We start from the raw sequence: 12831 nt of genomic DNA, 5'->3' as shown, positions 1-12831 counted from the left end.
GCAGTGGGCGTCCGGGGCAGGCGAGCGCCCCTCAGGGCAGTGGCTGTTCCGCCCAGATCACCTTGCCCCCGGGGGTGTACCGGGTGCCCCAGCGGTCGGCCATCTGGGAGACCAGGAACAGACCCCGGCCGCCCTCGTCCGTCGACGCCGCGTACCGCAGATGCGGCGAGGTGCTGCTGCCGTCCAGGACCTCGCAGATCAGCGTCCGGTCGTACAGCACCCGTACCGAGATGGGCCCGTTGCCGTACCGGATCGCGTTGGTCACCAGCTCGCTCAGGATCAGCTCCGTCGTGAACGCCATCTCCTCCAGCCCCCACTCCGCCAGCCTCCGGGTGACCGCGGCACGCACCTCGCCGACGGCCACCGGGTCGGACGGCACGTCCCACTCCGCGATCCGGTCGGCGCCGAGCGCGTGGGTCCTGGCGACGATGACGGCGATGTCGTCGCTCGGCCGGGCCGGCAGCATCGCCTCCAGCACGGCCCGGCAGGTGTCCTCCGGGGAGCGGTCGGCGCCGGTCAGCGCGGCGCGCAGCATGCCGAGGCCGACGTCGATGTCCCGCTCCCGGTCCTCGACCAGCCCGTCCGTGTAGAGCACCAGCCGGCTGCCCTCGGCAAGCTCCACCTCCGCCGTCTCGAACGGCAGCCCGCCGAGGCCCAGCGGCGGCCCGGCCGGCACGTCCGCGAACTCCACGCTGCCGTCGGGGTGGACCACCGCGGGCGGCGGATGGCCGGCCCGGGCGAAGGTGCAGCGCCGGGTCGTCGGGTCGTAGATGCCGTACAGACAGGTGGCGCCGGTGACGGCGGCCGTGCCGCCCCCCGCCGGCTCGTCCTGGTCGATCCGGCCGACCAGCTCGTCCAGCAGGCCCATCAGCTCGTCGGGCGGCAGATCGAGCGAGGAGAAGTTGTGGACCGCCGTACGCAGCCGGCCCATCGTCGCCGCGGCGAGCAGCCCGTGCCCGACGACGTCCCCCACGACCAGGGCGACCCGCGCCCCGGGCAGCGGCAGCACGTCGAACCAGTCGCCCCCGACGCCCGCCTGCGCCGGCAGATAGCGGTAGGCGAGGTCGAGGGCGCTCTGCTCGGGCAGGCCGCGCGGCAGCAGGCTGCGCTGGAGCGTGACGGCCATGGCGTGCTCGCGGGTGTAACGGCGCGCGTTGTCGATGGAGACCGCCGCGCGGGCGACCAGCTCCTCGGCGAGCGCCAGGTCCTCGGCGTCGAAGGGCTCCGGCTTCTCGGACCGCCAGAAGTTCACCACGCCCATGACCAGCGGCCCCACCCGCAGCGGCACGGTGATCAGCGAGTGGATCCCGTACTCCACGATCTGCGCCGTGCGCGCGCGGTCCTGGTCCAGCCAGCCCGGCGCGCCCCCGAGGTCGGGCTCCACCACGGCCTCGCCGGTGCGCAGGCTGTGCGCCTGCGGCGAGGAGGGGATGAACCCGATGTGCTGCCCGACCGGGTACAGCGGGGCGTCCTTGCGGATGCCGCCGAAGGCGGTGCGGCGCAGCGCGGTGCCCGTCTCCGGGTCCTGGCCGCTGAGCACCGCGTCGGCCAGGTCCACGGTGACGAAGTCCGCGAACCGGGGGACGGCCACCTCCGCCAGCTCCTCGGCCGTGCGCGTGACGTCCAGGCCGGTTCCGATGCCCACCCCGGCGTCGTAGAGGAGTTTGAGGCGTTCGCGGGCGGACTCGGCGCGGCCGGACAGGGCCCGCAGCTCGGTCGAGTCGCGGAGCGTGGCCACGCTTCCTGCGGGGCCGCCCCGCAGGTCCGTGGGCCGCTGGTTGATGGCCAGCAGGCGGTCGCCCACCAGGTGCACCTCGTCGGTGGCCACGCGTCCGGAGGTCAGCAGGTCGGCGGTGTCCGCGTCGAGGCCGAGTTCGCCGACGGACCGCGCCTCGGCGTCCGGGGGCAGGTCGAGCAGCCGGTTCGCCTCGTCGTTGGCGAGCAGGAGCTGCCCCTCGCCGCCGACGATGATCACTCCCTCCCGGACGGAGTGCAGCACCGCGTCGTGGTGTTCGTACATCCGGGTCATCTCGTACGGGCCGAGACCGTGGGTCTGGCGCAGCAGGCGCCGGCTCACGAGAGCGGTGCTCGCGGTGGCCAGCGCGAGTGCGACGCCGGCCGCGCCGAGCACGAGCGGCAACTGGCGGTCGGCCGCGCCGCCGACGTTCGCGGTGGTGATCCCGGCCGACACCATGCCGACCACCGTCCCGTCGGGCGCCTTGATGGGGACGGTGGCCTGGACGAGCGGCCCGATGGTGCCGTTGACCTGTTCGGTGATGGAGTGCCCGGCGAGGACCGGCGCGGTCGTCCCGACGAACTTCTTCCCGATCCGGTCCGGCTTGGGGTGGGTGTAGCGGATCGCGTCGGTGTTCAGGACGACGATGAAGTCCACCTTCGAGGCCTTGCGGGCGGCCTCGGCGCTCGGCTGGAGCACGGCGGTGGGGTCCGGGGCGCTGAGCGCCGCCCGGGTGCCCGGCGCGTTGGCGAAGGTCTCGGCCACGGCGAGTGAGCGGCCACGGGCCTCCTGAGTGCTGTCGTGCCGCACCTGGAGCACCAGGGCGACCACCGCCGCGACGACCAGCAGCAGCACGACGGCCACTTGCAGGACGAAGACCTGGCCCGCGACACTGCGCCCGCCGAGCGCGGAGCGGAACCCGCCGAACGGGCCGCCACGTCGGTGCCTGCCTTCGTGTGACCCCCGCTTCTGGTGCGCTGTACTGGGGCGGCGGGTCGACTGAGCCCGGGTTCGACCCAATAGTCCGACCATGAGCTATGTCTACACTGCCGGGCGGCCGGTGGCGAGAGGCGTCACCCACCGTGAGCGCGTGCGGTTGCGGCCACGGGGCGGCCCCGGCGCCCCTTCGCGGGGGCGGCGCTGCTGTCCCGGACAACTGACGGCATCATGGAGACGTACCCCTTTGTCCGTTCCATCACGTTGGCACGTCACTGTGGCGCGGGAGGCCTGCATGAAGACCGTGGACCGCTACCGGCTGACCTTCACCCACCCCGGACCCGGCACGGGCATGGTCGCGGACGAGGTGGTCGTCGAACGGACGGATGCCAAGGGTCCGGGCGGCCACCCCGTGTACAGCGATCCCACCGGCATCCTGCGCGCCGAGATCAGCCCGGCGGGCGAGGTGCGCATGCTGGCCAGCGGCGCCTACCAGAACCCCATCAACCCGGCCGCCGAACCGGTCGACTGATCCGTTCACCCGCGGGGTGCGGCCGGCTCCGCCGCCGCGAGGCCCAGTTCGAAGCGGAGCGCCGGCCGGCCGTTGAGGACGGTTTCGCCGATGAGCCGGAACCCCGTACGGGTGAGCACGGTGCGGGAAGCCGCGTTGTCGACGGTGGCGGCGGCCCGCAGGGAGCGCAGCCCGTACGCCGTCACGGCCAGGGCGCGGACCTCCCGTACGGCGGCCGTGGCGAGCCCCTTCCCGGCCGCCCGCTCGGCGATCCGGTATCCGAGGTCCGCCGCGCCCTCCGCCACGTCGACCAGGTTCACCCGGCCCAGCACCGCGCCGGTGTCGTCCACCAGGAGATGGAAGAAGCACAGCCCGGCCGCCTGCTCCGCCAGCCGTTCGCGGTGGAGGGCGTCGAATCGGTCGAAGAAGGCGTCACCGCGGTCGGGGACGGACGCTCCGAAGTAGGCGCGGTTCTCCCGCTCGAACGTCAGCAGCGCGGTGGCGTGGTCCGCACGAAGCTGTTCGAGGCGGAACGGTTCCGCGCGGAACGGTTCGACGCGGAACGGTTCGAGGCGGGGCACCGGGCCATGCTAAGGACCCGGGCGGTTCCCGGCACCCGGGTTTTCGCGCCCCCGTGACGGGCGGTTCGGGCATCCGCGCCTCGGGCGATCCCGGCCGGCGTCTCGGACCGACGGTTCACGGCTCGACGATGTGCCGCAGATAGGCCCGCGGGTCCGCGAGATAGCGGCGCCAGTGGTCCACGAGCGCCAGTTCCTCCCAGGCCGCCCGGCGCATGCCGTGGTCGCCGACCTCGATGATGTCCGCGCCCGGCAGCGCGGTCAGCAGCGGGGAGTGGGTGGCGCAGACGACCTGCCCGCCTCCCTTCGCCAACCGGTCGACATGGCCGATGAGTTCGAGGCACGAGGAGAAGGAGAGCGCGGCCTCCGGCTCGTCCAGGACGTAGAGCCCCGGCCGGTCGAACTTGCCCCGGAACGCCGCGAGGAAGCCCTCCCCGTGACTGACCGACTCGGGGGCGAACCCTTCCCGGCCGAGCGCGTCCAGCGCGGTCTCGGCCCGCAGGAAGAAGCCTTTGCGGGCGGCCCAGCTCGCCGCCATCCGCCGCCCGCGCGGCGCCGCGTCGAACCGCACACGCTCGCCGAGCACCGACTTCTCGCGCGGGGAGGCATAACGCCAGTCGTGCGAACCGCCGTAGGAGTCGAGGCCGAATCCCTCCGCGAGCGCCTCGGTCAGAGTCGACTTGCCGGACCCGTTCTCCCCGACCAGGAAGGTCACCGGAGCGGTGAACCGGAGCCCCTCGTCGAGGAGTTGCCGGACGCAGGGCACCGACCAGGGCCAGGCGGCCGGGTCGAAGGCGTCGGCGCCGCCGTCCCGCGGGCCGTGCGACGCCGGGGGACGGACGTACGCGCGCTCGATGATCACCCCACCAGTGTCGGCCCCGGGAGGGGCGGCGGCGCGGTGCGCGCGGGGTGTTCCCTCGCCGCGCCGTAGGGATAACCCTCGATCGGCCCCGCGACGATGTCATGCATCGGTCAACAGTGTCATCCTTCCCCCACCTGTACGGCAGGCCGCGTCCCGCCTGCCCACGGTCGCGTTCCCGCACGCCCCTGCTCAGCTCGTCCCGGACAGCACATCCGTCTGCCCGGTCTGTCACCGGCCGCCGAACGCGGCCGAAGCAGTAGGAGTACGAGTGAGACGTATCCCCCGTCAGGCGACCGCGGCCGGAGCCCTGGTGGCCACCGCCGCTTTCCTGGCCGTCGGCATACAGACGGTCCCGGCAGCCGCCAAGCCCGCCCCCCACACCCTCAGCCCCCTGCGCACCGGGGGACTCGAGGCCACGCTCTCCCCGGCCCAGCACACCGCCCTGCTGAAGAAGGCCTCGCAGCAGACCACGGACACCGCCGGTCTTCTCGGCCTCGGCCCGAAGGAGAAGCTGGTCGTCAAGGACGTCGTCAAGGACAACGACGGCACCCTGCACACCCGTTACGAGCGCACCTACGCCGGGCTCCCGGTGCTCGGCGGTGACGTCGTCGTGCACACCCCGCCCGCCTCCCTGGCCTCCGGCACGGTCGGCACCACCTTCAACAACAAGCACACCATCAAGGTCGCGACCACCACGGCGACGGTCACCCGGTCCGCCGCCGGGGCCAAGGCACTGAAGGCGGCGAAGGCGCTCAAGGCGGAGCGGCCCGCCGCCGACAGCGCCCGCAAGGTGATCTGGGCCGGCACCGGCACCCCGCGCCTCGCCTGGGAGACCGTGGTCAGCGGCTTCCGGGACGACGGCACGCCGAGCAAGCTGCACGTCGTCACCGACGCGACCACCGGCAAGGAACTCAGCCGGTACGAAGGCGTCCAGACCGGTACCGGCAACACCCAGTACAGCGGCACGGTGACGCTGAACACCACGCTGTCCGGGTCGACCTACCAGCTCTACGACACCACGCGCGGCGGCCACAAGACGTACAGCCTGGGCAACGGCACCTCCGGCACCGGCACCCTGATGACGGACGCCGACGACGTCTGGGGCACCGGAGCCGGCTCCAACACCCAGACCGCCGGCGCCGACGCGGCGTACGGCGCCCAGGAGACCTGGGACTTCTACAAGAACACCTTCGGCCGCAGCGGCATCAAGAACAACGGCGTCGCGGCCTACTCCCGCGTCCACTACAGCTCGGGCTATGTGAACGCGTTCTGGGACGACAGCTGCTTCTGCATGACCTACGGCGACGGCTCGGGCAACACCCACGCCCTGACCTCGCTGGACGTGGCCGGCCACGAGATGAGCCACGGCGTCACCTCCAACACCGCGGGCCTCAACTACTCGGGCGAGTCCGGCGGCCTGAACGAGGCGACCTCCGACATCTTCGGCACCGGCGTCGAGTTCTACGCCAACAACGCCTCCGACCCCGGTGACTACCTCATCGGCGAGAAGATCGACATCAACGGCAACGGCACGCCGCTGCGCTACATGGACAAGCCCAGCAAGGACGGCGGCTCGGCGGACAGTTGGTACTCCGGCGTCGGCAACCTGGACGTCCACTACTCCTCGGGCCCCGCGAACCACATGTTCTACCTGCTCTCCGAGGGCAGCGGCAGCAAGGTCATCAACGGCGTCACGTACAACAGCCCGACCTCCGACGGCGTCGCCGTCACCGGCATCGGCCGGGCCGCCGCCCTGCAGATCTGGTACAAGGCGCTGACGACCTACATGACGTCCAGCACCAACTACGCCAGTGCCCGCACCGCCGCGCTGAACGCCGCGACCGCCCTGTACGGCGCCGGCTCGGCCCAGTACGCCGGGGTGGCGAACGCCTTCGCCGGCATCAACGTGGGCAGCCACGTCACCCCGCCGGCCAACGGGGTGACCGTCACCAACCCGGGCAACCAGTCCGCCACCGTCGGCACTGCGGTGAGCCTCCAGATCGCCGCGAGCAGCACCAACAGCGGCTCCCTGAGCTACGCGGCCTCCGGCCTGCCGGCCGGTCTGTCGATCAACAGCTCGACGGGAGCCATCACCGGCACCCCGACGACCGCGGGCACGTCCAGCACGACCGTCACCGTCACGGACAGCACCGGAGCCACCGGCACCGCGACGTTCACCTGGACGGTCAGCTCCTCCGGCGGCGGAGGCACCTGCACCGCCACACAGCTCCTCGGCAACCCCGGCTTCGAGTCCGGGAACACCACCTGGACGGCCACCAGCGGAGTCATCACCACCGCCAGCGGCCAGGCGGCCCACGGCGGCTCCTACAAGGCCTGGCTGGACGGCTACGGCACCACCCACACCGACACCCTGTCCCAGTCGGTGACCGTGCCCGCCGGCTGCAAGGCCACGCTCACCTTCTACCTGCACATCGACACGGCCGAGACGACCACCGGCACCGCCTACGACAAGCTGACGGTGACGGCCGGATCGACCACGCTGGCGACCTACTCGAACCTGAACAAGGCCACCGGCTACACGCAGAAGACGTTCGACCTGTCCTCGTTCGCCGGTTCCACCGTCACGCTGAAGTTCAGCGGAGTGGAGGACTCCTCGCTCCAGACCAGCTTCGTCGTGGACGACACCGCCCTGACGACGAGCTGACCCGCACCACCACCCGTTTCCCCTGAACGGCGACGGCCGCGCCGTGGGTCCTCCGCGAGGACGACCCACGGCGCGGCCGAGCGTGTGGCCTACTCGAACCGTGCCGGGTCGCCCGCCCCCAGCCGTACGATCTCGGGCTCCCCGGCGGAGAAGTCGACCACCGTCGTCGGCTCCGTGCCGCAGTCCCCGGAATCGATCACGGCGTCCACCACGTGATCGAGCCGGTCCTTGATCTCCCAGCCCTGCGTCAGCGGCTTGTCCTCCTCCGGCAGGAGCAGGGTGCTCGACAGCAGCGGCTCACCCAGCTCCGCGAGGATCGCCTGGGCGACCGTGTGGTCCGGGATGCGCACACCGACCGTCTTCTTCTTCGGGTGCAGGAGCCGGCGCGGAGCCTCCTTCGTCGCCGGGAGGATGAAGGTGTAGCTGCCGGGCGTCGCCGCCTTGACCGAGCGGAAGACCGCGTTGTCGATCCGTACGAAGAGCCCGAGCTGCGCGAAGTCCTCGCACATCAGCGTGAAGTGGTGCCGCTCATCGAGCTGCCGGATCGACCGGATGCGGTCGATGCCCTCCTTGTTCCCGAGCGCGCAGCCCAGCGCGAAGCAGGAGTCCGTCGGATAGACGATCAGTCCGCCGCTCCGGACGATCTCCACCACCTGGCTGATGATGCGGCGCTGCGGATTGTCGGGGTGCACGTCGAAGTACTTGGCCATGCCCCCGAGCTTAGGCCGCTCCCGTCCCGGGCCTCGGCTCCGGCCGCCCCGGCCCCTCGCGGCACCCCCGACGGGCCGTCCGGGGACCGGATTCTTTTCCCCGTTCACGGCTATGGGAACCTCGCGGCCGACTCGCTACCCTCCGCGCATGATTTCCACGGTGGTCTGGGGTACCGGCAACGTCGGCCGCGCGGCCATCCGCGCCGTCGAGGCCCACCCGAAGCTGAAACTCGCGGCCGTCCTCGTGCACGATCCCGGGAAGGTCGGCCGTGACGCGGGCGATCTCGCCGGGCTCGGTCACGGCCTCGGCCCGGCCGCGACCGACGACATCGACGCCGTTCTCGCCGCGGGCCCGGGGGCCGTCGTCTACGCGGCCTCCGGCGACATCCGCCCCGACGAGGCCCTCGCCGACATCGCCCGGGCGATCCGGGCCGGCGCGGTCGTCGTCACCCCCGCGCTCTATCCGCTCTACGACCAGCGCAACGCGCCGCCGGAGTTCCGGGAACCGATACTCGCCGCGATCGCGGACGGCGGCGGCTCCCTGTTCGTCTCCGGTGTCGACCCCGGCTGGGGCAACGACGTACTGCCCCTGCTGATCAGCGGACTCGGCACCACGATCGACGCCATCCGCTGCCAGGAGATCTTCGACTACTCCACGTACGACCAGGAGGAGTCCGTCCGGTATCTGGTCGGCATGGGGCAGCCCATGGACTACGAGCCGCTGATGCTCGCCCCCTCGATCCCGACGATGGTGTGGGGCGGCCAGATACGGCTGATGGCGCGGGCGCTCGGCGTCGAACTCGACGAGATCACCGAGACGCTGGAGCGACGCGCGCTCACGACGACGGTGAACACCCGCACGATGGGGGAGTTCGCGGCCGGCACCCAGGGCGCCGTGCGCTTCGAGGTACGGGGGATCGTCAGGGGCGAGCCGCTGATCGTCATCGAGCACGTCACCCGCGTCCACGCCTCCTGCGCCCCGGACTGGCCGACGCCCCCCGACGGCGACGGCGCCCACCGCGTGATCATCGAGGGCCGGCCGCGGATCGCGGTCACCGTCGAGGCGACCGACGAGGGCGAGAACCGCTCCGCGGGCGGCAACGCCACCGCGGTCGGCCGGCTGGTCGGCGCCGTCGACTGGCTGGTGGACGCCGACCCCGGCCTCTACGACGCACTCGACGTCCCGCTGCGACCCGCGGTCGGCCGACTCGGAAGGAAGTGACGGCCCATGACCATGCACATCGACATCCCCGAGGGCGAGGAGCCGATCGGATACGTGTGGGGGGACATGGTCCCCGGCATCGGGATGGCGGCGGCGAACTTCTCGCTGTCGGTGTACGCCCACACGACCCTGGGACTGCGCGAGTTCGAGGCCGCCCGGCTGCGTATCGCGCAGATCAACGGCTGTATGTTCTGCCTCGACTGGCGTACCGAGCGGGACGGCGTGAAGGTCGAGGAGGAGTTCGCGGACGCGGTGACCCGGTGGCGTACCACCGACGCCTTCGACGAGCGGACCAGACTGGCCGCCGAGTACGCCGAGCGGTACGCCCTGGACCACCACGGGCTGGACGACGAGTTCTGGGGCCGGATGACCGCCCGCTACAGCCAGCGGGAGATCGTGGAACTGAGCATGAGCATCGGCTCGTGGCTGGCGTTCGGCCGGCTCAACCACGTCCTGGGCCTCGACAGCGTGTGCGTGCTGCCCACGCACTGAGACGCCCGCACGGAGGCGACCCGGGCCGCTCGGGCGGCCCGGACCATCTCGGGCGGACGTCGGCCGAACCCAGGGCGTGGTGTCCTAGAGGTCGGTGGCGATGATCTTCTCGATGTTCCGTTCGGCGAGCGCCGTGATGGTGACGAACGGGTTCACGCTGGTGTTGCCGGGGATGAGCGCGCCGTCGATGACGTACAGGCCCGAATAGCCGTGCAGGCGTCCGTAGTTGTCGGTCGCCTTGTTGAGGACGGCGCCGCCGAGCGGGTGGTACGTGAGGTGGTCGCCCCAGATCTTGTACACACCGAAGAGGTCGGTCCGGTAGATCGTCCCCTCCTTCTTGTTGATCTTGTCGAAGATGGTCTTCGCCATGTCGATGGCGGGCTGCTTCCAGGCGGTCTGCCAGTTCAGGTCCACCGTGCCGGTCGCCGCGTTCCAGCTGAACCGCGCGCGGTGGGGGTTGTCGGTGATGGACAGGTAGAACGAGGCGAACGTCTCGATGCCGGTGGGCAGCGGGGCGACCTCGGCGAACGCGCCGCCCGCGGACCAGTTGTCGATACCGCCGCAGGGGATGCTGGACTGGAGCGAACCGGTCGGGTCCCAGATGTGGTTGGCCCGCCCGCACATGACGTTGCCGTTGTCGCCCCAGCCCTGCCCGATCTCGCTGTTGAGGGAGGGCAGCGCGCCGGTGGCTTTCAGTTTGACCAGGAGCTTGCTGGTGCCGACGCTTCCGGCGGCGAAGAACACCCGGTCCGCGGTGACCGTCTTGGAGGACACGGTGTCGCCGTTGGTGCTGAGTTCGTCGATCAGCACGGTGTAGCCGCCGGCCGCCGCGGGGGAGACCGAAGTGACCTTGTGCAGCGGGGAGATGGTGACCCGCCCGGTCGCCCTGGCCTGCGCCAGATAGGTCTTCTGCAGGGACTTCTTGCCGTAGTTGTTGCCGTAGAGGATCTCTGCGGCGAGCGCCGACTTGGGCGCGGTGCCGGCGGCCTCCTGCTTCATGTAGTCCCAGTCGTACACGTCGGGCACGAACACGAACGGGAAGCCGGAGCGCTGGGCCTGTTTACGGCCGACCCGCGCGTACTGGTAGCAGTCGGTGGTGTCGAACCACGCCGGGTCCACGACGCCCACGCCGAGGTTCGTGTTGGCGCGTGGATAGTAGGTCGAGTACATCTCGTCGGCGTTCACCGACGGGAGGACGGCGCCGAAGTTCTCCCGCTTCGGGGTGACCGCCATGCCGCCGTTGACCAGCGAACCGCCGCCCACGCCGCGGCCCTGGTACACGATGATCTGCCCCATCTCCTCGGCGTCGAGAATGCCCGTGTAGCGCGGCACGGACCGGTCGATGGGGAAGCCGAGGAAGTTGCTGAGGGGCTGCTTGGTCTTGGTGCGCAGCCAGTACGAACGGTAGTCCGGGCTGGTGGTGTTGGCGAAGATCTTGCCGTCGGAGCCGGGGGTGTCCCAGGCCATGCCCATCTCGACCATCTGCACGTCGACGCCCGCCTGGGCGAGCCGCAGCGCGGCGACCGAGCCGCCGTACCCGGTGCCGATGACCAGGACCGGGATGTGCGCCCCGGACGGGATGGACGCGGTGGCCGTGACGGCGGGGGCCGGGGCCGCGACGGCGCGGCCGGCGAGGCTCACGGCGCCGAGAATAGAACCTGTTCCTGTGATGAATCTCCGGCGCGAGACACCTCTTTGTCCCCCGCCGGACTGGTTGATGTCAGTCATGTGACGCTCCTCACTCGGGGATGAGTGGGAACACGTTCTACTGTTGCGGGCTTGTTAAGTCACTACATACCGAAGGGTAATTTGTGCTCGCCGTGATCAGCCCGCCGACGGCACCCGCTCCAGCACCAGCATCGTCACGTCGTCCCGGACCGAGGGGCAGAAGGCGGTGAGGTCCTTCCAGAGCCGGTCGGGGAGGGTGGCCGAGGGCTCGTCGGCGAACGCGGTCAGGCGGTCGGGCAGGGGATAGAAGGCGCCGGACCGGTCGCGGCTCTCGCTCACCCCGTCCGACGCCAGGAACAGCCGGTCCCCGGGCTCCAGCTCGACCGTGCGGCACTCCGGAGGGGACAGGGCGAAGAAGCCCGTGCCGACCGGCGGCCCGGGCTCGCTGTCGAGTTCGAGGGCCTTCGTGCCGCGCAGCAGCAGCGGACGCGGATGCCCGCAGGACACCAGCCGCACGGCGTCCGCCCCGGGCGGGAACTCCAGCAGCAGCGCGGTCGCGAACATCTCCGCGTGCTCGGTCCCAGCCGAGTCCACCACCAGTCTGCGGTCGAGCCGCGCGGCGGCCTCCACCAGATCACGCTGGTCGAGGACGGTCTCCCGGAACGCCCCGAGCAGCGACGCCACCGTCCCCACCGCCGACAGCCCGTGCCCCTGCACGTCCCCCATCACGGCGCGCACCCCGAACGGGCCGTCGCGCACGTCGAAGAAGTCACCGCCGACCAGCGTCTCCCGCTGCGCGGGCCGGTAGAGCCCCACGCAGCGCACCGGCCCCACCCGGTCGGGCAGCGGGGGCAGCACGGCGAGCTGCGCGGCCTCCGCCACCGACCGCACCGTCACCAGATGCTGTTCCCTGCGGCTGCGGACCAGCGCGACGAGAACGCTGAGCAGCGCGATGAAGATGATGGTGAGAAGGTCGGCGTTGCCCGGATGGTTGAGCTGGATCGCCGGGATGTTCAGCAGGACCACCACGACCAGCCCGTACGCCGCCGTCCCCACGGGCCCGTACGACAGGACGGCGAGCGAGGGGATGGCGCCCAGCAGGAACCCGATGTCCAGTGCGTGACTGGTCGAGAGTTCGGCGGAGCAGACGCCGACGAGCAGGGCGAGCGGAAGCAGCCGCACCCAGCGTGGCGGGGGCGAGCCCCGCAGCCAGCCCCGGTCCCTGCCGTCCCGCTCACCCGGCGGGGCCTTCGTGGCCATCGCACTCCTCCTTATGCCACCACGCTCCTCCATGGCGGGCCGCCGCGCATTCCGGTCGACCGGGCGGGCCTGGGGCATCCGGGCGCGAGAAGCCCCGCCACCACGGGGAGAGACGAAGCCCCGCCACCACGGGGAGACCGGGAGAAGCGAAGCCCCGCCACCACGGGGATAGGGGGTGACGGGGCTCCACTC

10 protein-coding genes are annotated in these 12831 nt (G+C 71.4%); 4 read left to right on the top strand and 6 right to left on the bottom strand.

Features of this window, described 5'->3' with window-relative positions; all coding sequences use genetic code 11:
- Window positions 1–31 precede the first annotated feature (31 nt).
- A complete protein-coding gene (locus tag AB0912_RS07430) occupies window positions 32–2767 on the bottom strand; it encodes a SpoIIE family protein phosphatase (protein WP_366696998.1) in 2736 nt (911 codons plus the stop codon).
- Window positions 2768–2966: 199 nt separating this feature from the next.
- Here AB0912_RS07430 and AB0912_RS07425 point away from each other — a divergent pair, with 199 nt between their 5' ends.
- The gene (locus tag AB0912_RS07425; protein WP_366696997.1) at window positions 2967–3203 is read left to right on the top strand and encodes a DUF6296 family protein; all 237 of its coding nucleotides are present in this window, start codon (window positions 2967–2969) and stop codon (window positions 3201–3203) included.
- A gap of 5 nt (window positions 3204–3208) precedes the next feature.
- Here AB0912_RS07425 and AB0912_RS07420 read toward each other — a convergent pair whose 3' ends face one another.
- Window positions 3209–3763 (bottom strand): GNAT family N-acetyltransferase, encoded by a 555-nt coding sequence (locus AB0912_RS07420; protein ID WP_366696996.1) that lies wholly within the window; start codon window positions 3761–3763, stop codon window positions 3209–3211.
- Between the two features lie 115 nt (window positions 3764–3878).
- On the bottom strand, window positions 3879–4526 hold the full coding sequence (locus AB0912_RS07415; RefSeq protein WP_366697042.1) for an AAA family ATPase: 648 nt from the start codon (window positions 4524–4526) through the stop codon (window positions 3879–3881).
- A 364-nt stretch (window positions 4527–4890) separates the two neighbouring features.
- Between AB0912_RS07415 and AB0912_RS07410 the strand changes: the two genes are divergently transcribed.
- Window positions 4891–7287 (top strand): M4 family metallopeptidase, encoded by a 2397-nt coding sequence (locus tag AB0912_RS07410; protein WP_366696995.1) that lies wholly within the window; start codon window positions 4891–4893, stop codon window positions 7285–7287.
- A gap of 89 nt (window positions 7288–7376) precedes the next feature.
- Here the strand turns inward: AB0912_RS07410 and AB0912_RS07405 are convergent, their stop codons facing one another.
- Window positions 7377–7997 carry an L-threonylcarbamoyladenylate synthase gene (locus AB0912_RS07405; protein WP_366696994.1) on the bottom strand — a complete coding sequence of 207 codons (621 nt, stop codon included), beginning with the start codon at window positions 7995–7997 and terminating at the stop codon, window positions 7377–7379.
- Between the two features lie 148 nt (window positions 7998–8145).
- Here AB0912_RS07405 and AB0912_RS07400 point away from each other — a divergent pair, with 148 nt between their 5' ends.
- Window positions 8146–9219 carry a dihydrodipicolinate reductase gene (locus AB0912_RS07400; protein ID WP_366696993.1) on the top strand — a complete coding sequence of 358 codons (1074 nt, stop codon included), beginning with the start codon at window positions 8146–8148 and terminating at the stop codon, window positions 9217–9219.
- A 12-nt stretch (window positions 9220–9231) separates the two neighbouring features.
- Window positions 9232–9711 carry a carboxymuconolactone decarboxylase family protein gene (locus AB0912_RS07395; protein ID WP_366697041.1) on the top strand — a complete coding sequence of 160 codons (480 nt, stop codon included), beginning with the start codon at window positions 9232–9234 and terminating at the stop codon, window positions 9709–9711.
- Window positions 9712–9795: 84 nt separating this feature from the next.
- Here AB0912_RS07395 and AB0912_RS07390 read toward each other — a convergent pair whose 3' ends face one another.
- Both AB0912_RS07390 and AB0912_RS07385 read right to left on the bottom strand, forming a co-directional pair.
- On the bottom strand, window positions 9796–11439 hold the full coding sequence (locus AB0912_RS07390) for a GMC oxidoreductase (protein WP_366696992.1): 1644 nt from the start codon (window positions 11437–11439) through the stop codon (window positions 9796–9798).
- A 96-nt stretch (window positions 11440–11535) separates the two neighbouring features.
- A complete protein-coding gene (locus AB0912_RS07385) occupies window positions 11536–12639 on the bottom strand; it encodes a PP2C family protein-serine/threonine phosphatase (RefSeq protein WP_366696991.1) in 1104 nt (367 codons plus the stop codon).
- Between the last annotated feature and the right edge of the window lie 192 nt (window positions 12640–12831).

The organism is Streptomyces sp. NPDC007084 (assembly GCF_040703595.1).
Taxonomy (GTDB): Bacteria; Actinomycetota; Actinomycetes; order Streptomycetales; family Streptomycetaceae; genus Streptomyces.
The sequence above is the reverse complement of the archived record's forward strand: the minus strand, read 5'-3'. Positions and strand labels throughout refer to the sequence as shown.

Excerpts from the sequence above, each read along its gene's own strand:
- AB0912_RS07430 (WP_366696998.1), bottom strand. The coding sequence starts at position 2,767 with ATGGTCGGACTATTGGGTCGAACCCGGGCTCAGTCGACCCGCCGCCCC.
- AB0912_RS07425 (WP_366696997.1), top strand. The coding sequence starts at position 2,967 with ATGAAGACCGTGGACCGCTACCGGCTGACCTTCACCCACCCCGGACCC.
- AB0912_RS07405 (WP_366696994.1), bottom strand. The coding sequence starts at position 7,997 with ATGGCCAAGTACTTCGACGTGCACCCCGACAATCCGCAGCGCCGCATC.
- AB0912_RS07400 (WP_366696993.1), top strand. The coding sequence starts at position 8,146 with ATGATTTCCACGGTGGTCTGGGGTACCGGCAACGTCGGCCGCGCGGCC.
- AB0912_RS07395 (WP_366697041.1), top strand. The coding sequence starts at position 9,232 with ATGCACATCGACATCCCCGAGGGCGAGGAGCCGATCGGATACGTGTGG.
- AB0912_RS07390 (WP_366696992.1), bottom strand. The coding sequence starts at position 11,439 with ATGACTGACATCAACCAGTCCGGCGGGGGACAAAGAGGTGTCTCGCGC.
- AB0912_RS07385 (WP_366696991.1), bottom strand. The coding sequence starts at position 12,639 with ATGGCCACGAAGGCCCCGCCGGGTGAGCGGGACGGCAGGGACCGGGGC.